This window comes from Pseudomonas fluorescens group sp. PF-1, assembly GCF_054481335.1.
Map to the genome: position 1 here is coordinate 1,978,228 of NZ_JBTMNG010000001.1, position 26,564 is coordinate 2,004,791.

The window sequence follows — 26,564 nt, forward strand, 5'->3', positions numbered from 1 at the left end:
AGCTTTGGACCAGTCGCTATGATTTGCGGAAAAAAGGAGCTCGATCACGTATGGCCGCAGCTGTGCTATCAACGTCTATAGACGAGATTGAGCGTATTGAGGATGACGATAGTCATCATGATTTTGGTGGTGGCCATGGAAGTAAAGGCCATGACTTTGCCCATTTCTGGCTTATCGTTCGTCTCCTTGAAGTCGAGCAGGGTGGGCATGAGGACTATATGTTCCTCTGTGAGTACGTGCAAGATATCGCGGAGTTTGATTCAAGTACTTCGCCAGAAAAAGTCGCGCTTTATCAGTTGAAAAAGAAGGAGGATGGTTATTGGGGTGTATCTGATCTTACTGGGCAAACTGCGAAGGATAAAAAGCCGAAAACCTCAAAGCCTGTAACGAAATTGTTCAAAAGTGTTCAGGCGTTTAAAACGATCGACGCACGGGGTGTGTTCGCCTCAAATGCAAAATTTGATGTGAGCCTAGCGAGTGGCGATAGCTCAGTGAATGTCGCCAATATTTTTTTAGGAGAATGGGATGCTGTTCATTCCAATGCGCTGCTCCTTGGGTTCGGGGAAATGGAAGGGATCGCGCCTTCCGAGGTAAATCTTAATAAGCTAGAACTGCGTCGCATAGCGTTACATGTTGATGACCTGCAGCAACATACTAACGGTAAAATGATTCACTTTCTTCAGGCTGTTGCGCCAGAACATATAAATCAGGCGCCGTCTTTGGTCGATACATTGTATGTGCGGATAAAAGCGACCGCTCGGCGGACTGATAAGTGTAAGTCTTGGGCGGAGCTTGTGGAACAACGTGGATTCGGTAAGCTGGCGTTTAAGGCAGCAGTAGAGAGTCTATCGGCTACTCCTGATAGGGAGGGCTCTAGGCGTCGACTCTTCGATAAACTATCGCACCATTGGACATCGCGAAAAAGTGACCGGGTATTGGCGGCACTCTCTAGATGTGCGCGAGAAAAAGTACTTCTAGGCACTGGTAATCGTTGGCATATCGACAATCATGTCGTTTATGCTGCTTGCGAATATGCTGAATCTATTGATCAGAGTGATCAGGCTTGCTTTGAAGCTATTGCTGCTGCCTTGGCGGGTCAGCTTCCCGAGCTATCGGTTGATGAGATCAGTGCTCTCGCTATCTATGAGATGACCGAATGGAACCTAAACCAAATCCCCGTTTAGTATTGCGGGCTATGCGCAAGAAAAAAAATGTCGAACTTGCAATTCAAAAGAATCAGAATCTGCTCCGAGGCGGAGCAGGCAGGGATGCAACTGGAATTTCATCCTCGGAAGAGCTTGCTATGGGGGAGAAACGGAGCGGGTAAGTCAGCAATCTTAAAGTCCGTATTTCGGGCATTTGACGCTGAGCCACATGGGACCCTTCCGAACTGGGATTATTCGGCCATACTTGCAGTCGATTTCACTGTAGGGAGCAGAGAGCTGACCACGGTTCGACGTGAAGATCTCCGTGCTCTTTTTGAAGGTGGTAGGCTTATCGGTGTTGCTACGAACAGCTCCAAATGGAATGAAATATTTGCAGCGGTAGTGGGATTTGATCTACGTCTTCTTGACCGTTCCGGACGGTTTAGGCATGCTGCGCCTAGTAACTTTTTTCTTCCGTTCTTCATTAATCAGGATGGTTCTTTTGGGGCGAATTGGGACACTTTTTCGAGCCTAAAACAATTTCAGCGTCCAGTAGAACATACCTTAGAGTATTTTGCTCGAGTTAGGCCTGCTCGCTATTTCGAACTGAAGGCGGATGAGCAGGAAAAAAAGGCAAAAAACAGCGTGCTGAAGGTCGAACTTGCTACGCTTAGTCGAACCCGTATCCGGCTTCGTCGAAACACAAAAATTACTCCAGTCAAACTAAGTGCTAAAGATTTTCATTCTGAGGTTAAAGAACTAACTGCTCGATCGATAGATTTGGCTAGAAAGCAGGATGGCCTTAGAAAAAATATAGTCGAGGATCAAGAGCTAGTGTTCTCTCTTTCTGAACAGATTCGTCTCTCGAATGCTGCTTTGAAGGAGCATGCTGCAGACTTTAAATTCGCGGCAGAAGTTTCTGCGAAAGATCATAAATTTGTATGCCCGACGTGCAATGCAATGCACGATGATTCTTTTCATACGTTCCTCGGGCTGGCAGAAGATGCTAGAGAGCTGACATCGCTTAAAACGTCGCTGGAGCGTCGCCTAGAAAGTATTCGTCTGCGTCTTGATCGAAATCGACGTATGGCACTGGAGCTCCGTCAGCAATATGGCGCGATTCAAGATCTGCTGAATGTGAAACGGGGGAAGTTCACTTTCGACGATTTTATAAAAAGTTACAGTGCTAACACCGCTGATGCTCAGCTGGCAGCGGAGGAAAAGTGCGTCGTTAATGAAGTTGAGGTTGTCGCGGGTTTACTTTCTGGTATAAAGTCCGAGTTGAAGGTGCTTGGGGTGGCGCATGATTCTAAGGCGCCGTTGGAAAGGTTCAGAAACTGTTTTGCACAGGCTATAGTCGAGTTGGATGTGGATAAGCCTGACGGGTTGGAAAAGTGGGGGCTTTCGAAGCGTCCGTTTAACTCAGGCAGTCGCTATGCACGCTCCATAATTGCTTACTATGCGGCTCTATGGCGGACCATTGCCCAAGATGGCTATTTGCCTGCCCCGGTTGTTATTGACTCTCCTAATCAAGGTGCTCAGGATAAAGAGCATTTACAGGAACTATTGGCTGTACTGGCTGCAACTGCTCCTGCCCATACGCAAGTAATTCTTGCTCATGAGGAGCTGCCTGACTCTTTTGATGCGGATAAAGTGGTGAATCTTCGCAAAGAAGAGCGTCTGCTGACACATGAGGGATTTAAAGAAGTGTCTCCTGAACTGTTCAGATTTGTTGAAGATGCACGCGCTGCAGTCGCGGGAATATTTTATGAGTCCGATAATGAGGATTCAAATAGCTCTGAATTTCCTGATTATTAGGCCCAGCCAGGGTGCATTCGCGGATTAGGTTGAAATCGGCGAGGGTAAGGCGCTCAAGGCATCCAGGATTCTGCTGGTACTGATCGCGAATCTGGTTTTCCGCGAAAAAAAAAACGGGCCCTCCCGATGATATCCGACTTAACCAGGAGGACCTGATTCATCTGGACACCTGGATGAGCATTTCAACAGCTGCGCGTGCAATCCGAGTCTCTTCCGGCTCCGGGAAGACAGGGGGCCAGAAGAGCCAGCAGACCATGCGCTGGAGCGCAGCCGAGGAGGCCTTACAATCAATTCATATGGTTTGTGACACCAACGGAGTGCCTTTGCGCTTTTGGCGTCTCCGGTATAAGCCAGAGATATATCGAATGCTAAGGTGCTTCTGGATCAGGTTCGTATCCCCGGTAAGCAGGTGCGGCATCGCAAGCGCTGTGCTTCTGACCATTCACTGAGGCTGTGCGTAGGCACCGCATTCATAACATATGAAGGTGAGGATTGTCTGAAGGCACGGAATTGAACAGCAAGCCCGGGTTAATCAGAAAATATCCCTTCAAGAGTGCTTTTTTTCTTGGGCCTTGCACTTGGCACACCCAGATATTCAAACCGTCGTCACGCTTCCTGTGGACCTTCAGTTTCTCGAACTGCTTCTGCACCCAGCGCCATTCTTCACCTTCGAGGTCTGTCCCTAGAGCGATATTAGGAAATTCCTGAACGTAGCGTTGGAACAGACCCGGTGTAACCAGAAACACCGAACCGCTCACGATGTGCACCTTGGCCTTGCTGTCATTGATGATCAGCTTGTGGCTCAGAATGCCGTCCTTGACCCAATTCAGGAATGTCTGACCAGGGTCTGAAGGGACGCTTGAGCTTTCGAGGGGGGGCTCTGGTGGTGCATCATTGCTTTCGGATTCTGCCGGATCGAACATATCCAACAGTGTTCCGAGATATTCGGCATCTTCCATCGCCCCGGGATCGGTTTGCGATGGGTTTTGATCTGCTCCGGCACTGCCAGCTTCGAAGGTGGGTGGTGATGCCGGAGCTATTGTCGGCTGGTTATCGACGGCCACGCTCACCGTTCCGCTGAAAGCTTCAGGCCGGTCTTCGCTTCCCCAAATCAACGCTGGTTGAAGGCGTAGAAAGGTGAAACTTTGCTGCCAGCTTCCCTGTGCCACCCGCGCGGTCCAGATGGCTTTGCCTTCCGGGGTCGACTCGACCAGCCCATGGGATTGCAGCTCGTCGAACACGGCGATGTTGGAGGAGGGGATGCCCTCAATCGATTGCGACAGCAGATAAGCGCGCAGCTTGTCGGTGACGACCTTGCTCACCAGCCACAGGGCGTCCTGGGTCAGCCAGCCGGCGGCACCCGGTTGATTGAGCTTTAGCTCGTGTTGAACCAGATGGCGTAGTCCAGTGATTAAGTGATGTTGCAGTGAACGGATCGGCGCCTGCAGCGCCTTACTCGGGTTGCCCCCCATGTTTTGTGCGGTGGAGACCCGATCGGCCTGAATCACCAGTTCGCCCAGTACACCGGCATGTTCGTACTGACCGGCCAGGACATACAGCAGGCTGGCCCACAGCGACGGAAAACCACTGAGCCAGTCGAGGATCGGGCGGTCGAGAATCTGGGTGTAGAGCAAGCCAGCGGCGGCGCCGTGCAGGTGGTAATCGCGACCTTTGAGGTAACGAAAACGGTAGGGCTGATCCAGTGCCCCCTGCCAGGGGTGCCAAACGCTGCCATCGTGGCGTTCGACCTGCAGGTCCACGGCGATCTTGCCGATGTCGTGGAGCAGGGCACCGTAAGCAATACCAGCGGACCAGGCATCAGTCTGGGCGGCTTGGTCTTCGGGTGCGGCACCGGTGGGCAGCAGATACGACTGACGCAGTTTCAGACTGCAGGCAACCAGCTCCAGGCCATGGTCGAGCATGCCGCCGAGGTAAGCATGGTGGTGCGTCTCGCTGGCGGGGAATTGCTGGACCTGTTTGGCGTAGCGATGGATTGGATTTAAATAGAGCTGGATGAACTGTGCATGGGAGAGGGCGGTGTACTGCCAGATGCGATCGAGCAACTGGCGGCGGTGCTCCGCCGCTAACAAGGTGTGGGCTGATTCAACGGGTAGGTAACCTTCGGCGACGTTCACGGTCGGTGATAGAGGGGGATTTTGCCTTTTGCGGCGAAACAGGCTGAGGAGCATCGGGACCTCCGGGAACTGGCTGGGTCAGTGGCCTTTTTGCCTTTTCGGATAGAGCTCTTACCCTTGAGCCCCATTCCTTTCCAACCCTTCCCCGTCCTTTTTGGCTGGTGTCCTTTTGCGCGGCAATCCGAATACTGATATTGCTAGGCAACGTTTTTCAGGGGGCTGGTACGGAAAAGACATGAATCGGTACACTGCGGTGGATAATTTTTGAGTCTTGCCATGAACCTCACTGACGCAACGATAGTGCTGCTACTCGCGGCGCGTATACATGGGACCGACGAAGCCGTCAGGGCCTCGGCGAAAAGCGTGGTCAAGAAGTTGCCGCGCAGTAAGCGCGATCTGATCTACAAGGTGATCGACAGCCAAAGCCCGCTCGAGTTGGTTGGGTTTCTAGCGGAGAACCTGGATGACTGATCCAGCGGTATCTTCACGTATGGTCACGCTCTCATATGGGCCCTCAGTCGGTAGTTCAATCGGGGGTGGAAGTCCGCCGAGACAGATTGAAAGTTGTCCACGAAAAGCGTGTGTATATCTGTGGATAAATGTCTACGTGCCTCGGAGTAGGCTGGTCGCAACGGATTGATTACTTACTGAACAGCACTGCTCGTCGCAGCTGGATGGTGTTTTATCTGCACATCGAAGGGCGCTTCCTTGGGCATGTGATCAGCTGTGGCAAAGTGCCGCTCCTGGAAGTCGTTGGTTCTGAAGGCAAAAAAGGCCCAACTTGCGTCGGGCCCAATGAAGCATCTGTAGCAGTGAGTCTCTGCATAGTGGACGATTAAACCTCGTCGTTCATGCATGGTGAGTCATCAAAGACCGCTGGCTTCAACTGCCGCTCCAAATTACGCAAGTACTCCGATGCGCTTCTGGCTTGGCCACTGGCGCGAAAGATCGCACGCTTGTCTGCCTTGAGCAGACTGAGCCAGGAATCGATGTAGCCCTCGTGCCGTAACTCTCCCTGTATACCGGCATAGGCACATAAAAACGCAGCGCCCATCTCGGCGATCAACTCCTCGAAGGCGTAGCCTGGGGAGCCGAACGGACAGGAGGAAACCACACCTTCGCGCTGCAACCGAGACTGATGTCCAGTCCAATGAGTTAGCTCATGAAGAGCAGTGGCGTAGTATCCACCTTCATTGTGAAATTGCGCTTTTGTCGGCAGTTGGATGAGATCCCTGATCGGGTGGTAAAAGGCATCGTCGGCAGATCGATGAGTGATGTTTGCCCCAGAACTTAACAACAGATTTTCCGCAGCGCTGTTGGCTTGGAAGGGATCGCTCGGTTCCGTTTCGATCAGTGTTTCAGTGAGAGCTTCGAGCCCCTCCGTTTGCTCGATATTGAACAGGAAGTGCGTCCTGAGAATGCCAACGTGAATGACCTTGGGCTGACCGTTCTCATCGAGTACGGGTTGGCCTGACTCCGTCTGTTCCTCGCGCTCTATCGGTTTGTAGAGCACTGCCAGGGTGCTGTGCTCACCCTTACGGATGTGCCCACCGGCCTTTTTCGCTTGGTTGAAGGTCAGCCAACGATCTTGGGTGAATCCCTGCAGCCGAGCCTCGGCCCAAAGCAACGGTAAATTGATGCCCGCATAGGGACGACGCGTGATGGCGTTGATGGGGTAGGGTTGGCCGATGTAAGCGGAGCCACTTGAGGACCAGGGTTTGATCCAGGGAACTGCGCCCTGGGCCAAAGCGGCAACGATCTTGTCAGTCACGTCTTGGTAGATATCGCGCATGGCATTTTCCTCGGGAGAACGGAGGAACGCCTTGCCCGTCGGGGGAGGGTTCCCCGATTGGGTGATGTGTTGGATTGATGCAGGTCTTGCTGCCGTCCGAATGTGAGTGTGGGGGCCGAGTCCGGGCCGTAAGCACTTAGCGTTGATGCTCTGCTGCAAGAGCTATCAGCAAGGCACCAGGCTGGTCCGGTTCTTGGAGTAGGTTGAGGCTCAGGCGCAGTAACGGGTCATGGTGTGGATGACCCGATGGTGCGATGTGGACTACTTCGAACAGCACATAGAGTTTGTGTGGATGGGCCAGGTGGGCTTCGAAGGCCGCGCGTAATACGTTACTCAGTCGATCAGCCTGTAGCCTCTGATCTGAACGCACGAGCAGTACCGCGCTTTGCCAGGCGCTAGGGGTGAATACAATGGGTAACTGAATGGTGTTCAGGGCTTCAATTGTGAGTGAGTCGGACATGGTGTAGCTCCGTTGAAAATGCGAAGAAATCTGTCCCGTGCGGGAAAGAATTTCCCCGCAGTGGGTTGAAGAAAAACAAGAAGGTTCGACTGGCGAGCAGGAGAACAGTGGGCATTCATCACCGCAAAAGCGGTCATCGTGCGAGCTACCGAACGCTAATCGCACTTGGGGAGAACCATCACCAAAGTGATGACGTAACCTTGAAGGTTCTGGCTACCTGGGCAGGGTGCTGTTGATAACAGCGATCCATACCTTGTATTTAGCTGAGCAATGTATGCAGATCAATAGCCTCAGCGACGGCGTCTAACGAGGTTGATCTATTGAATTCCAGGTTGGTTTTTTCGGCTGTACGAACTGATAAACGGTCAGGCACCGTTGGTTTCTAGTAGTAGGCTAGTACTGCCGCATTCACCATGAAAACGCTCAGAAGAGGGCGAGGCCATGCAGACTCAACACCACAATCAAGTCTCGCGCGCACATTGTTGGGCATATGCTGTGGGCAAGGCGGTAAAGCGTGCTTATCGCAAGTTGAGTGCATTCGAAATGCGTGTGGCCGAGCGTGCGGCGGTAGGAGGTATCCCAGCAGGAAAACTGCTTGTGCGTGGCAGTTTTCTGGTCATCAAATTGGCAGTCGCTGCCGGACTCCTGGTAGTCAGCTTATGGCTAACAGTGTCGGTGATGATCCTCGTTGTTTTGTGTTGGGCTATCGCCAATGGAGCTCCTATCAAACCTAAGGATGCTCTCAGGTACAAGGCATATGGCGACCCATATGGTGAGTATGAATTTGGCCGCGCGCCCGGTCAGCCTGATTTAAAAGACTTGTAGTCGAGCTGATCAACCCTTCCTCAAGGCCTTTCCAGCAGACATCAGAGCTCCAGCACCCCTAGCTCCAGCATCTTGCGCTTGGGCCGCTCCTTTGCTAAGCATGCCGTCGGCTATTGAGCCCACGCTATATCCTGCCCAGCTCATCGCAGCCAAAAATAACATTGGAAGCACGATGAACATTGCCCCCATCACATACTCGATCACCTGCGCCGTGACAGTCCCCTCCATGAAGCCGGATGTGGGCAGCGATAACAGCACCTGATTGGAAGCCGAAACTTGGTTGTACAGGGTGTCGAGCATGCTCGAATCGATCCAGCGAGCCAGCTCCCACCAGAAGCTCAGCATATGCAACGTGAACAGCGCGAACGTCACGGTCATGACGGTCTTCAATTGGTAGGTACTGACCAACAGAACCAGCGGCAAGCTGATGATGACACCCATGATCAGGAAGGCCTGCACCATCGGCAGGGCGGCGCGTAGCGCATTCATCGCCGGGAAGTTGCTGAAGGAGCCCAGAGCCAATCCGGTATTGGTGGCCAGGTTGTTGAGTCCCTGATTAATCGAACCACCGCGAGCGCTGGAGCCATAGTCCTGGTACACCTGTCCGGGCGCCATGGACATCGATTGCTGGCGCGGGCTGACCAGTTCACGCAAGGTGGCATCTTCGATCTCGTTGCTCGAACGGCCGGTCAACCAACCTTTCAACTGAGTTAGCAGCGAAGGATCGACCTGCTCGATCAAGCGCCCGCGCAACCCGACACCGCTATCGCTCCACCACTGCTTGCAGGTAGGGTAGCCTGCACCATTCTCTAGCCGAGGCAAGGAGACATCGCGGTTTTCGTCATACGGCCAACTGGCCCGCGGTGTATGGGAACGATCCGTATCGTAGTAGCCGGGCGTGTCGAGAAAATAGCTTGAGCCAATCCAGGACGCGTCATGACTTTGCGCCTTGTCCAACTGCGGACGGTTGGTGAACAGCCGCGAACGGGAATAGCCATAGCAATCACGAGTGAAGTCCGCGACTTCCTGCAGCAGTACTTGACTGTCGATGCGCGAACTGTCGATCTCCATGCGCATCTGCCGGATATCCGGTGCGCAGGGGATGGAGGCGGTAGCAGCGGCGGTCACGCCTTTGCTCAAGGCGTGTACCAGAAACCACCAGACTGGCACGTTGGCGGATCGCTCATCGATGGTATTGAAGGTGGCGCCCCAGGCGGTTTCCGCCGGCTTGGCCACGCTCACGCCGCAGCGCTGGCTGGCCGCATCGTCGAACGCAATTGAGGCGAGGCTCAGCGGAAAGACGGGCGCGCACCCGAACAACACGACGATGTAGGCCAGCCACAACCGGTTCTCGATACGCGGCACCGAGAGCAGTCCTTTGTTGCCTTCGTCTGCGCCTTGCTGACGGGCCGACAGCCATTCTTGCAAGATGATTGCACCAAAGGGTGCGGCGAACAGCCCGGTATCGGACAGTACGCTCCAGATGCCGTTGTTGATGATCCAGGCCAGTAGGGAGAGGTAAAACTCCAAATAGCTGTTGGTGCTCATGAGCATGGTGGTGACCTCACAGTCGGGTGAGTTCGACGCAGGTAAAGAGCACGAGCCCTAATGCCCCGATGCGTTTCACGCGCAGTCGATCTTGGGGGCGATGTCGGGAGTACCGAAGCAGATCCCACCAGAGCGCAAAGAGGGAGCCGTAGAGCAGGGCACGCCACCACCGCAGATAGGGCCGTACGAGTTCGAATGCCTGCTGCCAGGCCGCGAAGCTACCCAGCGCAGTGCGGCCGATCCAGGCGACCAGTGCGGCGGCCAGGATCATCACTGCGGCAATCCCCAGACTCGAAAGCAAAGTGAATAGCGGTGAGCGTTTCATGGCTCATTTGCGCCTGGCGTCAGCATCATTGAGCCGGCCGGGTTCTGGGTCGCCTTGCTCTACGGTGCGCGAAGCGTCGGCGCCACCGGCATGCCGGTCTAGCACCAGGCTGGCGGTATTGGTGGCCAGCATCTGCCGGACCTGCAGCTCGGTCTGCAGCAGGCGTATTTCTCGCTCCAGAGCGTCGATGTTTTTCGTCAAGGCGGTTTGGGCTGGCTCGGCGGAGGCGATGTTCGGTTCGTGACTGCCCGCCAATAGGGTGCGCAGTAGCAGGAGCGCCTTGTCGAGCACGCTGGACAGGGCCGTCTCACTGGCCAGGCGCCGTGCCAGTAGATCCTGGTCTGGATCGTCGCGCAGGGCTTCAACCACACCACGGGTCACCGGCAGCATTGGGCTCGAGGCTTTAGTCAGATTGTCAGGGGTAGGCGACAGTGAGCCCGACAGCAATCCTTGCAAGGCCTTGAGGCGTTCGCTGTAGGCTTCCTGGATCAGCGGCGTCAGTCCGCTGCCAGCGGTCGCCCGCAGGGTTTCGCAGGTGTCACAGGTCGAGACTTCGCTCTCGCCCAACACACGGACGGCCCAATCGGATTCCTCCTGAGGTGAAGCCCAGGTCTGGCAAATGGCTCCACCCAGACAGTCGCTGCTACTGATTGAGGCACTGTCATCCACCGACCGGTTATGCAGCAGGTTATAGCCCGCGCGCACCACGTCGGCGGTCACCCGGATGGGCGTTTGTCCGGTGCCCCCAGCCTTCTGCCCTCCGACCCAGGACACCCCATTGTTGCCGTTACGGGCCTCGGTGTTTTTTACCGCGGCCACCGCATCACCGCCGGTTTGCTCCAGATTACTCTGCATCTCCTGGTTCTTGGCCAGCGCGCCCCAGCCAGCTTGACCAACCTTGTCCGCCATCTTCTCGGCCATGGCCTGGCAGGTGAGTTTGGATCGATCGAAGTCGATACGACCCTGCATCACGCCGTTGCTGAGCAACTCATAGAGACCGGGGTTGGCGCGCTGAATGATCAACGCCGGCAGCGACATCACGGCTTGGGTCGCGTTCTGCACGACGCTGCCCATGATCTGCTGGAAACCTTCGGTCATACCGTTCAGCTGGTTTTGTAGGGTGTTGGTGAGGCTCATATTTCCGCACATCATGTTCGCCCGCCAGGACACGCCAGCACCGAGACCGCTGGGTCGGTAGAGCGAACTGGGAGAGCCCACCGCTGAGCCGCCACCGATGGTGTACATCACTCGGTCGTCGAGCACTTCGCCTTGAGTGCCCAGGCGGTAATCGCCTTCGGCTGCGTGGGCATGCGTGGCCATGGCGAGCAGTCCACAAAGCAGCAGACTCATCGTGCCCATCCAGGGTCGTGCGAGAAACCGACTCATCAAGCACCTCCTTCGAAGTCGATGCTGAACAGGAAGGTCTGCCCCTCACGCTTGCAGCAGCTATAAGGACGCCACAACGACCACGAATAGCCGCCGTCCGCACTCTGTATCGGATCGCTGGGGAAGATGGCGCACGTGGGCTGAACCTGGGGGTAGAGCAATTGCCATTTGTGGGTCGAAGCGTCGTTTTCGACGATCGGGCCGGGTGGCCAGTAGCCGTCACGTTTGGCCGGCGTGAGTGGTAAGTACACATGCGGCTGCCAGTTGCGGGTAATCACATCGCCGGCCCGTTGCGCCATGACGGCGGCTGCTTTGAAGTCGTCGGGCTGTACCAGAAAACCCTGACGGGGATAGACGTTGCCCCACATGTTTCCCGAGGCCTGATGTCCGATCTCACGAACACCAGGCATGAGGGATTCTGGATAGAAACTTTCCGGAATGCCGCGGCGCCAGGCTAGCGAGTCCAGGGTACTCAGGTAGTAGGGCCTGAACGCGGTTGCGCCGCTGGCGCAGGCATAGCCGGATTGAGAGGCTAGTTGCGTAGCCGCCCAGCCTCCAGGATGACCGATACCATCGACGTTTTTGAAGCGGAGCAGATTGTCGCGGCGGGTACCCGGCGTGATCAGGTTGCCGCCACCCTCCGCGCCGCTGATGGGAGAGGATAGGGCAGCCATCTCTGTCCAAGGATTGCTGCCCGTGGTGGCGTAGCTCGAGACCACTAGCTCGGGGATGAAATGACGCACCTTGGTCGAGGTTCTGACTTTACAACCGAAGGGAGTACAGAACAGCCAGAAACAAATGCCGACGACCCTGTATGCGAGGCAATTTGGCGAAAGTACAGAGGACGTGATGCTGCCGGTGTCCAGCGCCACGCTTGGGCCGCACGCCAGCAGGACGCTCAGCGCCAAGGGCCGTAGCTTTGTGGGCGGGATGGACAAGCAGGCAACAGGCATGATTCAGGCTCTCGGTGTATGGCCTGGGTAGATTCGGTTACGGACAAAAGACTGTCAGTGGAATTTATGAAGGCGGATCTATCGGGTTTGTGAAATGTGAGGCTATTATTTGACGTGAGGGGAACTGCGCAGGATATCTGGTTCTATAAGTAGCTGATCTGCGGTGATTTCGAAAATGTTGGCGAGTTTGCACAGGACCAACAGCGACGGATTGCCCGTGCATCGTTCGATTTGACTGACATAGGTGCGATCCACCTCGGCCATGAGCGCCAACTGCTCTTGGGTAAGGTTTTTCACGCGCCGCATCAAGCGGATATTCTCCGCCAGTTGCAGGCGAAGCTGTTCGTAGTCTTGAGTCATGCGCGCAAATTGCGCCTTGAGGGACTCTCAATCCACGGGATATAGTCTACATCGGTATATCTAAGCTATTGCGTCGAGCGTCAGTCAGTCCGTGATGACCTTTGGGACTGGATCCAGCGTCTAACAATAAAATTAGAAAAGGTGCCTATGGACAACAACTACATTTCAATTCCAGCGGCCGATGGATGCGGCAGCCTTATGAGCCCATGGGGCAACGAATTTGCTTCGATGATCGAACGTGGCGTGCAATGTGCTGAGGCTTGGCTTGAGTCAGCGGATGAGATTCCACTGTGGTGGGCGCTGGCACAAACACGTAAGACCTTTCCTGTCGGTGACTGCCAGGATGCTTTTGAAGCCGGATTCCTGTTGAGGATTCAGCAGCGGCTCCGGGGTGAATCGCAATAACCGATCACTCGCTTGAAAGCGCGATACCTGAATAGAATTCCCCTATGTGGGTTCTATTCCTCGCGCTCTATCGATCCGTTCAGCTACCCGGAAAGCAGCTTCCAGCTCTGAGCAGCCGTGGTCCTGCATCAGTGTCCAGCGTTCGGCCTTTTCCTCCGGCTCCGTCATGGCCAGCGCGAGGTAAAGACTGGGCGGCACGGCTCGAAACAGCGTCTCGAGCTTCTTCGATAGCACGACCCCTTCGGTGTATTTACCTGGTTCTTTGCTGGCGGACAGCAGCAGGGCTTTCTGTGCCGGCGTGAGCTTCTTGAACCGTGCGATTTCTTCGATTTCCGCGGGCGGCATGTTTAAACAAATCCACCATTCGATCATGTTGAGCATGGTCTGCGCGGCAGCGGGGAAGTCGGCAAGGTTTTGCGTCGCCAGCCAGAACCACGCGCCGAGCTTGCGCCACATCTTCGTCCCCTTGACCACGAATGGCGCTAGGAGCGGGTTTTTGGTGATGATATGGCCCTCATCGGTGACCATGATGATCGGTCTGCCCAGGTACTGGTCGCGTTCGGCGAGGTTGTTCACGGTGTTCATCAGGCTGATGTAGCTGATGGACATCTGGGCCTCGTAGCCTTCGCGCGCGTAAGTGGCCAGGTCGACAATGGTGACATCGCTCTCGGGCCAAGGCGTGCCCTCGCGATCAAACAGTTCACCCTCGAAACCCTGGCAAAACAGATCGATGGACTCGCCCATTTCCTGGGCACGCTCGCGACGCTTCTCCGGCAAGTGCGTGTCGGCGGCGACGCGCAGCAAGGCGTCGCGCACGTTGCGGGTGAGGACCTTGCGGTCCGCTGCGACACAGGTCTGTGCCGCATCCAGGATGCACTCGCGGATCAAGCTGCGGTCGGCTCGGCTCAGTCGGGCTTCTTCCTTCGCTTCGCCACCGGTGATCATCAGTCGGGCAGTGATTTCCAACTCGCCGAGGACATCGCGCTGGTCCTCGCGACTGGCTACCGGTTCATCGTCCAGCTCATCGATCGACAGACTCGCCACTTGATCCGGCTGCCCGACCAGGCGCCAAGCATCGGCGAACGGGGCGAGACTGACCGAGGCGCCAGGTTTTAATTGGACCTTGTTGACCGACAAGCCCTGTGTCGCGAAGTAGTCGCCCTGCAAGCCGAATGAGTTGCCAGCCTCGACGATAAATAGGCGAGGGCGGTACACCGCCATGACTTGCATCAGTAGGGTGACCAGGGTGGCCGACTTACCGGCTCCAGTGGGACCGAACAATAGCAGATGGCCGTTCATGGCCCGGTCTAGACGTGACAACGGATCAAAACTCAATGGCGAGCCACCACGATTGAACAGGGTGATCCCCGGATGGCCGGTGCCCGTGCTGCGGCCCCAGACCGGAACCAGATTCGCCAAGTGCTGGACGAACATCAGGCGGGTGTACCAGTTGCGCGTGTCGCGGGCCGGGTTGTAAGCCATCGGTAACCATCGCAGGTAGCTGTTACAGGCGGCGACTTCATCGCCTTCGCGTACAGGTTGTAAGCCCGCGCCCAGCAGTGCGTTGGCCAGGCTGACCGAGCGCTGGTGCAGTTGCTGTTCGTCGTGACCACGCACGTAAAACGCCAGGGTTCCTCGGTACAGCTTGTGCTGGCGACCGATGATCGCGCGAGCCTCTTCGACATCCTGGCGGGTCTGGGTCGAGGCCAGGTTTTCACCGATGGCTTTGCGTGCCAGACGGTTCAACTGATCCTCGAGCACATCCTGGGGTTTAACCACCAGAGTCAGGCTCATCACCGTACCTTCGGGTAATTGGTCGAACAGAGCATTCACTGCGTCGCCCTTGCGGGTTTCTCCGGTGAGTTGGCCAATCAAGGGCGCCCGGCGCAGCTTGTCCACCACCATCACGCGGTGGGGCTGGTCGTCGAAATACCAGAGCCCGTGCTGCGCATCCGAACGCGGTTCGTTGAAGAACAGCCGTTCGGCAAAGTCATGATCGAAGGGCAGTTCCAGCGAGTCACCGTCGCCCGACTCCGGATAGGCCACGCGGCGGTAAAACTCTCCGGGCGCTTCATCGGTGAGCCTGGGGGCTGGATTGAACCAGGGCAATAACCAGGCATACAAATCTCGGCCATCGACTCGCGTTGATTGCACCCCGCACGCCTGCAGCGAGGCGCCGATCCGTTCGCAAGCCTGATGCAGTGATTGCACCGGAGTGAGTCCCGTCTGCTCAGCATCAGCCTCAAGCCAGCGATAGACCACCAAGCGCACACGCCGGTTATTGCCACGCCAGGGCAGGCACGTGACTACCTTATCTTCAAACAGACCGCCAGGCTTGGAGATGGTCTTCAGATGACGGCGCATGAGTTCCAAATAGGCCTCGGTGAAGACCGTGCTGCGTGCGCTGTCCCGAACATACTCCGTGAGCCGGTTCAGGTAGGGGGTGAAGTCATGGTCGTCCTGACAGAAAAACTGCGCCACCCACGGTGCCTGATCCAGTTCGTCAAAACTGTCCTGCAGGGCATCTTCGAGCGCATCGCGCGCAGCCATCAGCCAATCGGGTTCGCGTCCTTCGGTGCCGAGGGGCAGCAGCTCGAACACTGCGCCCACCGAGCGATTGTCATCCAGCAGAAAGCACTGCTCGGTCTCAAGGTATTCGACCCACGGCAGGTGATCGGTGAAACTGGGGTTGTGCGCATAGAATGCAGCTTCGTCGGCCACGGTGGCGCGAGGGCGTAATGGGTTGCGCCAGGCTTTCCACCCAGGAGTGCGGTCGTCCGCGTCGTCGCTGTGCATTACAAGTCTTCCTGACGTTCACCGGGCAGCGCGTACTGCACGCGTTGGTAGAACGGAAAGACTGTCGAGTAACCGGGGACCGGTGCCTGCTCGGTACCACTCAAATGCGGATACACGTAAAGCACTAGATCGGGATTGGGCAGGCGAGGGAACAGGTTGCGGATCTCGTTCGCCGCTGTGCGAGTGTACGGCTCCTGGAGAGAAGAGGAGAAGTCTGCTTGATCCAACGGGCGGCGTAACTGCTGCCGAGCATCTAGCAGTTGCTGCTGGGTGCCCTGTGAACCGGCGCCATTCCAGATGTCCAACATGGTCTGCTCGCCATGGGGTAGGAGCGTCTCCTTGTCGGAGGAACAGCCGACCAGGACCACGCACAACAGGCTAATCCAGGTCAGGCAGGGAGGCATGGTGTGGTTCATGGCGAACGCTCCGGCCGTTGGGCTCATAGTCGATAGTGATTTCATGGTCGAGGTGCAGGGCGACCTGCGCGGCAGGAGGGACGTACACCGCGGCAAAGGCCTCGCCATAGAGCTTTTTGACCCACTCGCGGATATCACTGACCCCACCACTGAGGATGGAGTTGAGTGCACTGTTGCCCGTGCTGCTGGTGACCCCGAGCGTACTGCCGCCCGAATTGATCACGCTGCTGTCGTTCCGCTCACCCCCGAGCAGGGCGGCGACCCCGGCACCGGCGGCGGTGATCAGGCTCTGGCTGCCGAGGTACTGCTGGGCGTTCGAGCGACGCTCGCCGGCAATGCACGGGATGCCATACGGATCGGACAGGTAGCCGAGCCCTCCGCGGATTTTGTCGGTGTTCGTGCTCTGGGTGGTGGAGGCATTGCGACTGGCCAGCGCCTGTGGCTGCGGCACGGTGCGGATGGTGCCGTCGGTGAAGACAAAGGTGATCGACTCGACTTGCCCGCGTACGCAGGACAGCGTCCAGTCACCGGACGCCGTGCCACTCATCACCGCACCGGCCACCTCCGGCAGGTCAATGCCGTTGGCGGTCAGGTTCTCGGGGCCGACCAACACCTTGAAGGGGTAGGGGTCATTCACCGTGCCGTCCACCGGGACCCGGCCGATCAGCGCTGTCATGGCGACCGAGCCCATTAAGGTCGCGTTTTCAGGAATGGTGTAGATCGGCTTCGCGCCTTCGCTGCGATCGACGGAGCGCGCCAGGTCGCGCTCACCTTTGGTGACCGCGCGCAACTGTTTCTGGCTGCGATCGATGGCGTTGTCCTTCAAGCCCTCAAGCGCGTTGAAGGTGCTGGGCAGAGTCAGCGCAGAGGCGCTATTGGCTGTGTGGCGAGTGTCGCTGGGCAGCGTATCCGAGGGCTCAATCCACTGCAGCGCCTCACTGGCCGGACGATGCCCGTCGAACTGCGCCCCATCCCCCGGCTGCAGCCCCAGCCCGATCGGCAGATCCTGGCCTTTGCTGGTCAGGCCGGACAACTGCGCCTGCAGTTGGGTCAGCAGACCATGGGCCTGACGGCTGTCTTGTTCCGCTTTGAGTCGGGCATCGTTGGCTTGGCGGCGGCCCTCGTCGACCTGTTGGGTCACACTGCCGAGGGCGCTCTGGATACGCGAATCGACACTGTTTTCCCGTTCACGCAGACGGTTATTCTCCGTCTGCAGCGCGTCATTGTTCTTCTTCAGGCTGAGCATGTCGCTGCGCATCGCTTTCACCTGGCCAACCAGGGTGGCGACCGTGTCGTGCGGTGTATCGCCCGCGATACCCAGCGACTTGGCCTGTTCGGCGGACAGTTGGAGGTTAGCCTGATCAACCAGATCCTCCGCAGAGGGTGTGCTACCCCCCGCGACCCAGGATTTCAGAATGATCAACACCACGGCCAGCAGCGCACCCGGTACCAGCCATTTGAGCAGCGCATTAGCTTTCATCGTCAGCACCTCGCACCGCAGGTGGGGGCAACAGAAGGGCGTGTTCGAGGCCCGTGCCGCGGGTGACGAGGTAGGCGATCGTGGTGTCTTCGGCACTGCTGACCGGCCCGAGGAAGGTATGCTGAAAGGCGGCGGCAAACAGCTGGGCTTGAAGTCGGCGCGGATCGAGTGACACCGTCTCGGCACCACGGTTGCGCAACTTTACCGCCGTCACCCAGTAATCCCCGAGTCGCCACGCAGCGATGGGAATGCTGTACACGTTCTCGCTTGGTAGCAGGGTCGGCAGTGCGGTACGCCGCTTAAGCGGTACCCGCCGTACGCCGGGCAGGGACTCCACGGTGCGCAGCGGCGCGTACAGGCTTTGTGCGGCATAGCGGGTCAAGGCGACCGGGATCGGTGTGCGTTCTGGAGCAGGGGCGCTGCTCGGTTCACCGTCGGTGGCCTGTGGCGGCTGAGCGTTTCTGAGGATGCGTACGGGCTCCAGCGCTTGATCACTCGGGGTTGCCGCGATATCCAGCAGGATGATCTCGCCCGTCGTCACCGATTGCAGTTGTAATCGGGTCGGTGCAATCGCTTCCGCCGCGTGCAGGTACAGCGTGCCACCGGTGGATTGCACACGCAGTTTGCCGCTCAGCGATGAGGGCAGACCGACGCGGACGTCCTCGTCGATAAAGACCACCCGCTCTTGACCGATGACCAATGGGACGGCGAGGGGCAGGCGCTCCCAGCGCATTAGCTCAACGGCCTGAGCCAGACCCCCATACAGCGCCAACAGCACGGCGGGCCCAATCACTAACATTCGTTTCATGGCTCACCTCCGGGCAGGGCGATTTTTTGCGGTGTGCCCTGGTAACAATCCAGCGCCAATCCCCATTTATTGCGTTCGGGATCCAGGTCAAAACGCACTACGCGCAAGGGATAACGCACCACCACCCGTTTCACCGGCTCGGCGGCGTAATACTCATCGGCATTGAGGTCGAGCTGGACTAGCCAGCTGTCGCGGTCGAGTTGCTTGACCCGTAAGGCCGGATCCTCGCTGTAGCCGCGGCCCAGCACTTCATAGACCCCACGTACGCGCTGACGCAGCTCGCCGGCGGCCTTGCGGTACTCGTAGTCGCCGTCGAGGAAAGTCTTGCAGCCGGGTGTCAGGTAGGACTGCAGCCCATAGATGGCGCGGCGATAGTCCTGTTCGCCATCCGAAGGCCAGCGGTTGAGCTGGCCGAAGATGTATAGGGCGAAGGCATAGACATTCTCCGGGGGCACGTCCCACCATTTGCGGGTGCTGCCCGAGCGCAGATCGGGCGGGACATGGACGGTCAGATCGGTTGGTGCCGAACGCCAGCCGTACCAGAGCCCAGTACAGATCAGGGCGAGAATCACTACCGCCAGACGCAGGCTGACTATATGGGCTTGTTGCGCATCGACCTTGTTCCGAAAGCGGCTCATGGTTGCCACCGTGACAAGGCAGGGCGCAGACGTCGGGAACGGCGTACCGTCCAAGATCCGGAGTGGAGGATCAAGCTCCCGCGCCCTAGACGCCAGCGGCTGGCCAGGATCCATTCGAGTTTGCGGTACAACCAGGTTTCGGGGCGGGCCCGTTTGGCCCGACGCAGGAGTGTACCGCCAGCAAAGAGTACCAGTGCCATGCCCGCGATCATGCTGGTCGGCGCCACGGCAATCGAGGCCGTGGCGATCGCCAGGGGGACACCGAGCAGGATGCCAAGGACTGCGCCGAAACCGAGGGCGAGCCACATCTCGTCATTGGTCAAACCGCGCAATACCGCCGGATCACGATTGAGCCGTTCCGGCAGAAAGACCAAGGTGCCGTCGGCGAGGCATTCGATAGCGTCGTTCATGGCGACCTCACAGAATCGCGGCAGCCTTGGTCAGGAACCAGATGATGATCACCACCAGCAGGGCACCGATGCCGACCACCGCGCCGAGGTCTTTCCAGGTCTTACGTTGGTTCTGCACGTCGGCATACACGGTCAGCGAATGCCAAGCCACGCCCAGGAAAGCCAGTAGGGCAATCAGCAGGCCGAGCAAGATACCGCCGTCGTAGGCGTAGTTTTTGATCGTCTCGATCAAGCCGGTGCCTTCACCCCGGGAAGGTGCTTCCATAGTCGGGAGTGCGGCCAAGGCTAGGCTGGGCCCGAGTGCTAGCAACAGACCGATCAGGCGCTGGCTGGCACGGTCACGCAGGTTGTTGTTCAGGGGGGCAAAGCACTTGAGCATGACGCCGATCTCCTGGATTAGGACAGGGTGAAAAACATCAGGACCAGCAACACCAGCACGACCCGCGCGGCACTGCCGCCAAACGCGCCGAAGCGCACGTTGCCAGTCGCCCAACCCCGGTACGCCGTCCACATCACCCAGGTGCACCAGAGCAAGGCCAGGACTAGCGTCAGGGATAGCCAGAGCGTCGAACTGTTCTGGGTCGAGAAACCGGAGGCGTTTTGGAACGCGGCGGTCTGCGCGGCCGTCATGCTCATGGCGAGGTCTCCGCGGGCGGCGTGTCGAGGCGGTAATCACCGACCAGTTCCGCGGGATCGCGCGGTTCGGCGCGGGAAGGGGACAGGTAGCCCTGTACCCCTTGGCGGATGTGCTGAATGTCTTGGGATAGGCGGGAATAGTCGAAGCGATAGCGTTCGCTATATTCAGCCGTGCTGGCGGTCTCAGCTCGCGTGGCAAGGCGTTCGATCGTGTCGAGTTGCTGCAGGATCAGACTGAACTGAGTCTGTTCCTGTGCGGAGGCCGCGTAGCTGCTGCCCTGGACGATGGCCAGTGACAGCAGTAACCAGCAGCGAAAGGTGGTAGTTGGCATGATCCTGCCCCATGTCGGTATGGGCACAGAATCGAGTTAATGGCAGGAGTTGTGCAGCAAAAAAAGCGAGTTAGGGTAGATCGCTTTTTTTGGGGGCTGTCTGACTAATTCAATCAATGTCTGAAAGCGTTAGTCGATACCTACTGAGCTTTGGCTTGCCGCTGACGTCGTACTCACTGCAGGGAAGGGAGAGGGCGAAACACCGATATCCAGATATTGTGCATATGGTAGAGGCAAGCGGGCAGGTTAGATGTACCACGGATGACGGCGGGGGCATTGCGCCTAAACCACGCCCTGAAACCGGGCGTGGCGGTATTCGCTTGCGTTAATGCCACTGAGCGAGCAAGCGTAGATGCTGCCCCTGCGCGACCTCCTGGACTACGGGCGATAAACGCAGTTCGGTACCTGACAGGAACTGCGCCAGGCGAGCCAGCGAGCGCGGGGTCAGGGCGCCCAGGCGTGGGTAGCCGCCGATGGTCTGGCGATCGTTGAGCAGGATGATCGGCTGGCCGTCCGGCGGCACCTGGATGGCGCCCAGGGGAATGCCCTCGGAGATCAGCGCCTTGCCCTGGTAGTGCAGGACCGGGCCGAGCAGGCGCACGCCCATGCGGTCGGCCCTCGAGTCGACTTGCCAGGGGCTGTTGAAGGCATCGAACAGGCTCTGTCCGGCGAAGTCGGCGATTTGCGCGCCAAGCACGGTTTCCAGGGGCTTGGTCGGGCTCAGGTCGGGGATTCGGGGCGCCTCTAGTTCCCGTGGCACCGGGGAGGTGCCGGGCCAGCCGAGCAGATTGCCCGCCGCCAGTGCCAGCCCCGAGCCGTCGAGGCCGCCCAGGCCTTCACGGCAGACGGTGGCCTTGCTGCCCATGGCGGGTGTCGCATCGAAACCGCCAGGGGCCGCCAAGTAGGCGCGTGCGCCCTGGATCGGCTGGCTGAAAACGAGGCGTTGGCCGCGGCGTACGAGGAAACTGCGCCAGGGTTGCAACGGCTGGCCGTCGAGGCTAGCGCCGAGGTCGGCACCGGCCAAGGCCAAGCAGGCATCCTGCTGAGCAATCAGGCTGAGACCGCCGAGGGTGATCTCGATCACCGCCGCTTCCAGCGAATTGCCAAGCAGCCAGTTGGCCCAGGACATGGAGATCCAGTCGGTGGCACCGCCCTGGGTCACGCCCAGTTGGCGAATGCCAAAGCGGCCGCTGTCTTGCAGCAGGACCAAGGGGGTACTTCGTTCTACCAGCAAGCCACTCATGCGTCCGCCTCCAGTGGTGTGTCATCGCCGCCCAGGCGGATGAATTCGTCATGGCTGACCGCTTCGAAGCGCACCCGGTCACCCGGTTGCAGAAGGCTATAACCCTCAAGCGAGTGGTCGAACAGTCTCACTGGCGTGCGCCCGATCAGGTTCCAGCCACCTGGAGAGGCTTGGGGGTACACGGCGGTCTGGCGTTCGGCAATACCGACGCTACCGGTCGCCACACGTTTGCGCGGGGTGCTCAGGCGCCGACTGGCGAGGATTTCCTCGACAAGACCCATAAAGGCGAAACCGGGTACGAAGCCCAGGGCAAACACCTGGTACTCGTGGCTGCTGTGGCGCTCGATGACTTCCTTGATGGGCAGCCCACTACGCTGCGCCAGCAGCTTCAGCTCGGGACCCACGCTGTGGTCGTACCAGGTTGGCAGGCTGTGGCAGCGGCCACTGCCGCCAGCATCGGGTTGCAGGCCGTCGAGGGCCTGAGCGATCAACCCCCGCGCGTCGCTCGCCAGCAGTTGGCGCAGGTCGTAATGCACCATCAGCGTGGTGTAGGAGGGCACCAGGTCAATCAGGCCTTGGCCGAAGCATTCGCGCAAGCGCCGGGAAGCCGCCAGTAGCCAGGGCATGTTGGCTTCATCGATGGTGTCGAACAACCGCACCATCAGGCAATCTACGGCGACGATTTCGATGCGGATCTTCATGCCTTCTTCAGCTCCCCGAGGGCTAGGCGAATACGTTGTACGGCGGCAATCGAACTGTCGTTGTCGCCATGCACGCAAATCGTATCGACCTGCAGGTGCAGGGTTCTGCCATCACTGGCAATCAGGTCTTCGCCACGGGCCAGGGTCAGGGCCTGGTCGATCACGGTTTGGGGTTTGTGGTGAACCGCGCCGGGTAAGTTGCGTGAGACCAGGTACCCGGCCGGGTCGTAAGCGCGATCGGCGAAGGCTTCGAACCAGACCGGTACGCCGAATTCGGCGCTTAGGGCCAGGGCCGTGCTGTTATCGCGTTGGGACATGAGCATCAGCCGCAATTCGCCTTCGTAGGCGGACACGGCCTTGAATACCGCGCGCAGCTGTCTGGCGTCGCGCATCATGTCGTTGTACAGCGCGCCGTGAGGTTTGACGTATTGCACCCGGCCGCCCAGCGCGCGGCAAATGCCTTCCAGTGCACCGATCTGGTAGAGCATCAGGTCTTCGACTTCTTGCGGCGAGCAGCTCATGGAGCGACGTCCGAAGCCGACCAGGTCCGGGTAGGCCGGATGGGCACCTATGCACACGTCGTGGGCCAGGGCCAGGGTCACGGTCTTGCGCATGGTGCTTGGGTCGGAGGCATGGAAGCCGCAGGCGATGTTGGCACAATCGATAAAGGGCATGATGTCGGCGTCGCAACTCATGTTCCAGGTGCCGAAGCTCTCTCCGATATCGCAGTTCAGTAATGGTGTGTTCATGGTTATTGACTCCTGCCTTGGCTGTACAGCGAGGCTGTAAAACGCCCCGGGGCGGTCGAGTGCCCCGGGTGTCGATGGACCTTGCCGTTACTTTTCCCACTCGGCTTTGCGAATCAGCAGGCCGTGGTTGCCGTTGTAGGCGGCGCGTTGGGGTTGTTTCCAACCGTCCAGCAGCGACTCGTCGAGGCGATAGATTTCCACGCCCAGCGGACGGCAGACTTTGAGCGGATCTTCGGCGTCGGGGCCCCACATTGGCAGCGACAGGTCGCCGCCCGGGCAGGTGGAAAGGGCGCACAGCAGGTCGATTTCGGCGAAGAACTCCAGGTAGTCGCCCTGTTTGGCCGGGCAGGCTTTCATGAAGTACATGTCGTCGTGATTGAGGCCGGTGCACTGAAAGATATTCAGTACGTCGTGCACGTCGAACTCGGTCAGACCGTGAGGCAACACGGCGCGGGTCAGGTTGGAATGGCAGTGGTGGTGGAAGTCCTCGCCGGTGAGCATCTTGTTCACGTAAGGGTCGCAGCGGGTGCCCAGCAAGTCGTGGAGACGGCCGCCGTGTTCGTCGATGCCGTAGTTGGCCAGGCTGTCGTCGGTGATGGTGACCATCGGCCGCAGGAATGGCAGGTTCGACCACAGGCGGTCGTAAGTGCTGACGTGGGCGCCTTGCAACTGGCGGGTACGGGCCGCCCACATGCGCTCGCGGGGGTCATTGGCATTCCACACGTTGAAGTCGCCTACCTGTGGGCCTACCGGGGTGGTCACGCGAAAAACATGGCCCGCCGGCACTTTCCAGGCGCGACCAGTGCGGATCGGTACTTCGAACTGCTCGACCAGGGTCCGGTTTTCCCTGGATTCGCGCACGCGATCATAGAAGGCTTTGTCGACCTGCAATGCGGCGCCTTTGCTGACCTGGTAGGCCGCTGGATAGTCCTTGTACATGGTGGGTCCTCTTTATTTGTGTTTTGGAATGCTGCTCAGAATGTCCAGCAGCACGAGTTCGGAGTCGTTGAGGTAGCTGCTCATGGCTTCCTCGGCTTCTTTTTTACGACCTTCGCCCAGCAGATCGTGGATATGCCGATCTCGTTTGAGCCAGGGTTTCTGGAAGGTTTCCTCACTGGGGGCGCTGGAAAAAACCAGGCGCATCTGGGCCGCGACATGGGTGAAAAACTCGTCGAACAGCGGACTGCGCAACAGGCCCACGACATGTTGGTGAAAACGCAGGCTATGGGTGCCGAAGGCTTGCCAGTTCTCGCGGTCCTGGGCCAGTTGCGCTGCCTCGATAGCTTCGAGCATCAAGTCGGACTGGTACTCGCGCAGCGGCTTACTCGCCGCGATAGCCTGCAATTCGAGGGTGCGGCGGACCTTGAAGATATCGCGCACTTCGTCGATGCCCAGTCGGCGCACCATCACACCTTTGTTGCGCACGTAGCTGGTCAGGCCTTCGCGGCCCAGCTGGTGCAGCGCCTCGCGCACCGTATTGCGCGAGGCGTTGTAGGCATTGACTAACTCGCTTTCCACCAGTGGCATGCCCGGCAACAGGCGCCCGCCGATGATGTCTTCGCGCAGCTCGATGGCAACCTGATCCGTCAGCGGTAGAATTTTTTTCTTGGGTTGACTCACCATTGTGCTCCCTCGGCTCACGCCAGTTGTACGTCTTTGAGGAACTTGGTCATGCGCTCGCTGCGCTGCTCCAGCATCTCTCGCGGCGCAGCGTTCTGTATAATCTCGCCGCCTTCCATAAACACCACCCGATCGGAGAGCTTGAAGGCGAAGTTCATTTCGTGGGTGACGATCACCATGGTCATGCCTTCGCGAGCCAGTTCCTCGATCACGGCCAGTACATCGCCGACCAGTTCCGGGTCGAGGGCCGAGGTCGGCTCGTCGAACAGCATGACCGAAGGTCGCATCGCCAGCGCCCGGGCAATCGCCACGCGCTGCTGCTGGCCGCCGGAAAGCTGGTGCGGGTATTTGCCGGCATGCTCTAGCATGCCCACCTTGCGCAGCAGTGCCAGGCTCAACAGGCGCAGTTCTTCGCCGCCCCCATGGGCGTGATAGGCCGGTGCGAGCATGACGTTTTCCAGAGCGGTCTTGTGCGGGAACAAGTTGAAGCCTTGGAAGACCATCCCGACATGCACGATGCCCTGCATATGTACCTTGTTACCCAGGGGCCCCTCCGGTTCCTTGGTGCCACGCAGGAACGGTTGGCCTTGCAGTGTGATTTCGCCATGATCTAGGCTCTCTAGGCCGTTCATGGTGCGGATCAGCGTGGTTTTGCCTGAGCCCGATGGGCCGATGATCGACACCACCTCGCCCCAGCGCACATTCAGTTCAACGCCCTTGAGCACTTCCAGCTCGCCATAGGACTTGCGTACGCCCCGCGCTTGCAGGGCGAACTCGCCTGGCTCGGCCTGGCCGGCGGCACGCCGGGTCGCCACCTGCCCGAGTTCGGCAGGCGCGATGCTCTTCGGTTTGCGCCGGGTCACGTCCAGATGGTTCTCCAGCAGGCGCAACAGGCGGCTGAACACGGTGACGATAAACACGTAGTAGAAGGCCACCGCGAACATGGTTTCCATGACCAGGAAGTTCTGGGTATAGAGCTGTTGGCCTACCAGAAGGATTTCCGACAGCGAAATCACCGAGACCAGCGAGGTCAGCTTGACAATGGTAATGTATTCATTAGCCAGGGTCGGCAGGGCTACGCGGAGTGCCTGGGGCACCACGATCAGTCGCTGTACACCGCGATAGCCGACGCCCAGGGCCTTGCCAGCTTCCAGTTGACCCTTGACCACCGCCAGCAGGCCGCCGCGATGGATCTCGGCGATATACGCCGCTTCACTGAGCACTAAGGCGATCAGGCCTGCCGAGTAGGGATTGGACAGCAGCGCGCTGGTGGAAGGAAACACCTGGGGCAGGTTGTAGACGAAAATCAGCAGAACCAGTAGCGGCAGACTGCGGAAAAACCAGATATAGAGGCCGGCCGCATCCCGTAACCAACGCCGCTGCGACTGTCGTGCCAGGGCCAGGAAGAAGCCGAAGACGATACCCAGCAGCCAGGTTTCCAGGCTCAGCTCGACCACGGTCGCCACGGCTCGCCAGAAGTCGCCGTTCCACAACAGGCCCAAGGTGTAGTGCCAATCGAATTGCATGTACTTACTCCGCGTTGCTGTGATCTTTCCGCAAGTTGGAAAGGATCGATGAATCCG

The 26,564-nt window shown here is 58.4% G+C and carries 28 protein-coding genes and 1 pseudogene; 6 read left to right on the plus strand and 23 right to left on the minus strand.

All coding sequences use genetic code 11. The annotated features are described in order from the left end of the window. Nucleotides 1–50: 50 nt before the first annotated feature. The 3 genes and pseudogenes from ACX3YD_RS09440 to ACX3YD_RS09450 all read left to right on the plus strand — a co-directional run. Nucleotides 51–1,184: a dsDNA nuclease domain-containing protein gene (locus tag ACX3YD_RS09440; protein ID WP_458959749.1), complete on the plus strand. Its 1,134-nt coding sequence runs from the start codon at nt 51–53 to the stop codon at nt 1,182–1,184. Between the two features lie 27 nt (nt 1,185–1,211). After that, the gene (locus ACX3YD_RS09445) at nt 1,212–2,963 is read left to right on the plus strand and encodes a hypothetical protein (protein WP_458959750.1); all 1,752 of its coding nucleotides are present in this window, start codon (nt 1,212–1,214) and stop codon (nt 2,961–2,963) included. A gap of 131 nt (nt 2,964–3,094) precedes the next feature. Next, a pseudogene (locus ACX3YD_RS09450) lies at nt 3,095–3,393 on the plus strand (IS5/IS1182 family transposase); the annotation flags it as partial. A 40-nt stretch (nt 3,394–3,433) separates the two neighbouring features. Here the strand turns inward: ACX3YD_RS09450 and mobH are convergent. Beyond that, nucleotides 3,434–5,152, minus strand: a complete 1,719-nt coding sequence (mobH, locus tag ACX3YD_RS09455; protein ID WP_458959751.1) for a MobH family relaxase — start codon at nt 5,150–5,152, stop codon at nt 3,434–3,436. 222 nt (nt 5,153–5,374) lie between these two features. On the opposite strand from mobH, the gene ACX3YD_RS09460 reads away from it, so the two are divergent. Next, the gene (locus ACX3YD_RS09460) at nt 5,375–5,569 is read left to right on the plus strand and encodes a DUF7740 domain-containing protein (protein WP_458959752.1); all 195 of its coding nucleotides are present in this window, start codon (nt 5,375–5,377) and stop codon (nt 5,567–5,569) included. A gap of 364 nt (nt 5,570–5,933) precedes the next feature. Here ACX3YD_RS09460 and ACX3YD_RS09465 read toward each other — a convergent pair whose 3' ends face one another. Together ACX3YD_RS09465 and ACX3YD_RS09470 are read right to left on the minus strand one after the other, a co-directional pair. After that, the gene (locus ACX3YD_RS09465) at nt 5,934–6,890 is read right to left on the minus strand and encodes an ArdC family protein (protein WP_458959753.1); all 957 of its coding nucleotides are present in this window, start codon (nt 6,888–6,890) and stop codon (nt 5,934–5,936) included. A gap of 136 nt (nt 6,891–7,026) precedes the next feature. Then, nucleotides 7,027–7,350 carry a hypothetical protein gene (locus tag ACX3YD_RS09470; RefSeq protein WP_458959754.1) on the minus strand — a complete coding sequence of 108 codons (324 nt, stop codon included), beginning with the start codon at nt 7,348–7,350 and terminating at the stop codon, nt 7,027–7,029. A gap of 441 nt (nt 7,351–7,791) precedes the next feature. Between ACX3YD_RS09470 and ACX3YD_RS09475 the strand changes: the two genes are divergently transcribed. Next, complete coding sequence (locus ACX3YD_RS09475) at nt 7,792–8,175, plus strand: DUF3742 family protein (RefSeq protein WP_458959755.1); 384 nt, start codon at nt 7,792–7,794, stop codon at nt 8,173–8,175. Between the two features lie 9 nt (nt 8,176–8,184). On the opposite strand, the gene ACX3YD_RS09480 is transcribed toward ACX3YD_RS09475, so the two are convergent. The 5 genes from ACX3YD_RS09480 to ACX3YD_RS09500 all read right to left on the minus strand — a co-directional run bounded on the left by ACX3YD_RS09480 (nt 8,185) and on the right by ACX3YD_RS09500 (nt 12,747). Then, entirely contained in the window at nt 8,185–9,729 is a 1,545-nt protein-coding gene (locus ACX3YD_RS09480) for a conjugal transfer protein TraG N-terminal domain-containing protein (RefSeq protein ID WP_458959756.1), read from the minus strand. A gap of 10 nt (nt 9,730–9,739) precedes the next feature. Then, nucleotides 9,740–10,048 (minus strand): hypothetical protein, encoded by a 309-nt coding sequence (locus tag ACX3YD_RS09485; protein ID WP_458959757.1) that lies wholly within the window; start codon nt 10,046–10,048, stop codon nt 9,740–9,742. 3 nt (nt 10,049–10,051) lie between these two features. Beyond that, entirely contained in the window at nt 10,052–11,434 is a 1,383-nt protein-coding gene (locus ACX3YD_RS09490) for an integrating conjugative element protein (protein ID WP_458959758.1), read from the minus strand. Continuing rightward, the gene (locus ACX3YD_RS09495; RefSeq protein WP_458959759.1) at nt 11,434–12,387 is read right to left on the minus strand and encodes a TIGR03756 family integrating conjugative element protein; all 954 of its coding nucleotides are present in this window, start codon (nt 12,385–12,387) and stop codon (nt 11,434–11,436) included. The genes ACX3YD_RS09490 and ACX3YD_RS09495 overlap by 1 nt, the downstream gene beginning before the upstream one ends. Before the next feature lie 105 nt (nt 12,388–12,492). After that, nucleotides 12,493–12,747, minus strand: a complete 255-nt coding sequence (locus ACX3YD_RS09500; protein ID WP_458959760.1) for a helix-turn-helix domain-containing protein — start codon at nt 12,745–12,747, stop codon at nt 12,493–12,495. A 147-nt stretch (nt 12,748–12,894) separates the two neighbouring features. On the opposite strand from ACX3YD_RS09500, the gene ACX3YD_RS09505 reads away from it, so the two are divergent. Further along, on the plus strand, nt 12,895–13,152 hold the full coding sequence (locus tag ACX3YD_RS09505; protein ID WP_458959761.1) for a LasR-specific antiactivator QslA: 258 nt from the start codon (nt 12,895–12,897) through the stop codon (nt 13,150–13,152). A gap of 42 nt (nt 13,153–13,194) precedes the next feature. Here ACX3YD_RS09505 and ACX3YD_RS09510 read toward each other — a convergent pair whose 3' ends face one another. The 15 genes from ACX3YD_RS09510 to ACX3YD_RS09580 all read right to left on the minus strand — a co-directional run bounded on the left by ACX3YD_RS09510 (nt 13,195) and on the right by ACX3YD_RS09580 (nt 26,507). After that, the gene (locus ACX3YD_RS09510) at nt 13,195–15,948 is read right to left on the minus strand and encodes a conjugative transfer ATPase (protein WP_458959762.1); all 2,754 of its coding nucleotides are present in this window, start codon (nt 15,946–15,948) and stop codon (nt 13,195–13,197) included. After that, entirely contained in the window at nt 15,948–16,364 is a 417-nt protein-coding gene (locus tag ACX3YD_RS09515) for a TIGR03751 family conjugal transfer lipoprotein (RefSeq protein ID WP_458959763.1), read from the minus strand. The genes ACX3YD_RS09510 and ACX3YD_RS09515 overlap by 1 nt, the downstream gene beginning before the upstream one ends. Continuing rightward, nucleotides 16,327–17,844, minus strand: a complete 1,518-nt coding sequence (locus ACX3YD_RS09520; protein ID WP_458959764.1) for a TIGR03752 family integrating conjugative element protein — start codon at nt 17,842–17,844, stop codon at nt 16,327–16,329. Before ACX3YD_RS09520 ends, ACX3YD_RS09515 begins: the two co-directional genes overlap by 38 nt. Then, nucleotides 17,834–18,652, minus strand: coding sequence for a TIGR03749 family integrating conjugative element protein (locus tag ACX3YD_RS09525; RefSeq protein WP_458959765.1), 819 nt, complete (start codon nt 18,650–18,652; stop codon nt 17,834–17,836). Before ACX3YD_RS09525 ends, ACX3YD_RS09520 begins: the two co-directional genes overlap by 11 nt. Beyond that, on the minus strand, nt 18,649–19,290 hold the full coding sequence (locus ACX3YD_RS09530; RefSeq protein ID WP_458959766.1) for a PFL_4703 family integrating conjugative element protein: 642 nt from the start codon (nt 19,288–19,290) through the stop codon (nt 18,649–18,651). The genes ACX3YD_RS09525 and ACX3YD_RS09530 overlap by 4 nt, the downstream gene beginning before the upstream one ends. Continuing rightward, nucleotides 19,287–19,700, minus strand: a complete 414-nt coding sequence (locus ACX3YD_RS09535; RefSeq protein WP_458959767.1) for a TIGR03750 family conjugal transfer protein — start codon at nt 19,698–19,700, stop codon at nt 19,287–19,289. Before ACX3YD_RS09535 ends, ACX3YD_RS09530 begins: the two co-directional genes overlap by 4 nt. 7 nt (nt 19,701–19,707) lie before the next feature. Beyond that, the gene (locus tag ACX3YD_RS09540; protein WP_151141572.1) at nt 19,708–20,079 is read right to left on the minus strand and encodes a TIGR03745 family integrating conjugative element membrane protein; all 372 of its coding nucleotides are present in this window, start codon (nt 20,077–20,079) and stop codon (nt 19,708–19,710) included. 17 nt (nt 20,080–20,096) lie between these two features. Beyond that, complete coding sequence (locus ACX3YD_RS09545) at nt 20,097–20,336, minus strand: TIGR03758 family integrating conjugative element protein (protein ID WP_045060801.1); 240 nt, start codon at nt 20,334–20,336, stop codon at nt 20,097–20,099. Next, entirely contained in the window at nt 20,333–20,668 is a 336-nt protein-coding gene (locus ACX3YD_RS09550) for an integrative conjugative element protein, RAQPRD family (protein ID WP_458959768.1), read from the minus strand. The genes ACX3YD_RS09545 and ACX3YD_RS09550 overlap by 4 nt, the downstream gene beginning before the upstream one ends. A gap of 325 nt (nt 20,669–20,993) precedes the next feature. Continuing rightward, nucleotides 20,994–21,911: a 5-oxoprolinase subunit C family protein gene (locus ACX3YD_RS09555; protein ID WP_458959769.1), complete on the minus strand. Its 918-nt coding sequence runs from the start codon at nt 21,909–21,911 to the stop codon at nt 20,994–20,996. Beyond that, nucleotides 21,908–22,612 (minus strand): 5-oxoprolinase subunit B family protein, encoded by a 705-nt coding sequence (locus ACX3YD_RS09560; protein WP_223509110.1) that lies wholly within the window; start codon nt 22,610–22,612, stop codon nt 21,908–21,910. Before ACX3YD_RS09560 ends, ACX3YD_RS09555 begins: the two co-directional genes overlap by 4 nt. Next, complete coding sequence (locus ACX3YD_RS09565; RefSeq protein WP_458959770.1) at nt 22,609–23,361, minus strand: 5-oxoprolinase subunit PxpA; 753 nt, start codon at nt 23,359–23,361, stop codon at nt 22,609–22,611. The genes ACX3YD_RS09560 and ACX3YD_RS09565 overlap by 4 nt, the downstream gene beginning before the upstream one ends. A gap of 87 nt (nt 23,362–23,448) precedes the next feature. Continuing rightward, on the minus strand, nt 23,449–24,300 hold the full coding sequence (locus tag ACX3YD_RS09570) for an urea carboxylase-associated family protein (protein ID WP_223509114.1): 852 nt from the start codon (nt 24,298–24,300) through the stop codon (nt 23,449–23,451). A 12-nt stretch (nt 24,301–24,312) separates the two neighbouring features. Beyond that, a complete protein-coding gene (locus tag ACX3YD_RS09575; protein ID WP_458959771.1) occupies nt 24,313–24,981 on the minus strand; it encodes a GntR family transcriptional regulator in 669 nt (222 codons plus the stop codon). A 17-nt stretch (nt 24,982–24,998) separates the two neighbouring features. Beyond that, on the minus strand, nt 24,999–26,507 hold the full coding sequence (locus ACX3YD_RS09580) for an amino acid ABC transporter permease/ATP-binding protein (RefSeq protein ID WP_033040901.1): 1,509 nt from the start codon (nt 26,505–26,507) through the stop codon (nt 24,999–25,001). Between the last annotated feature and the right edge of the window lie 57 nt (nt 26,508–26,564).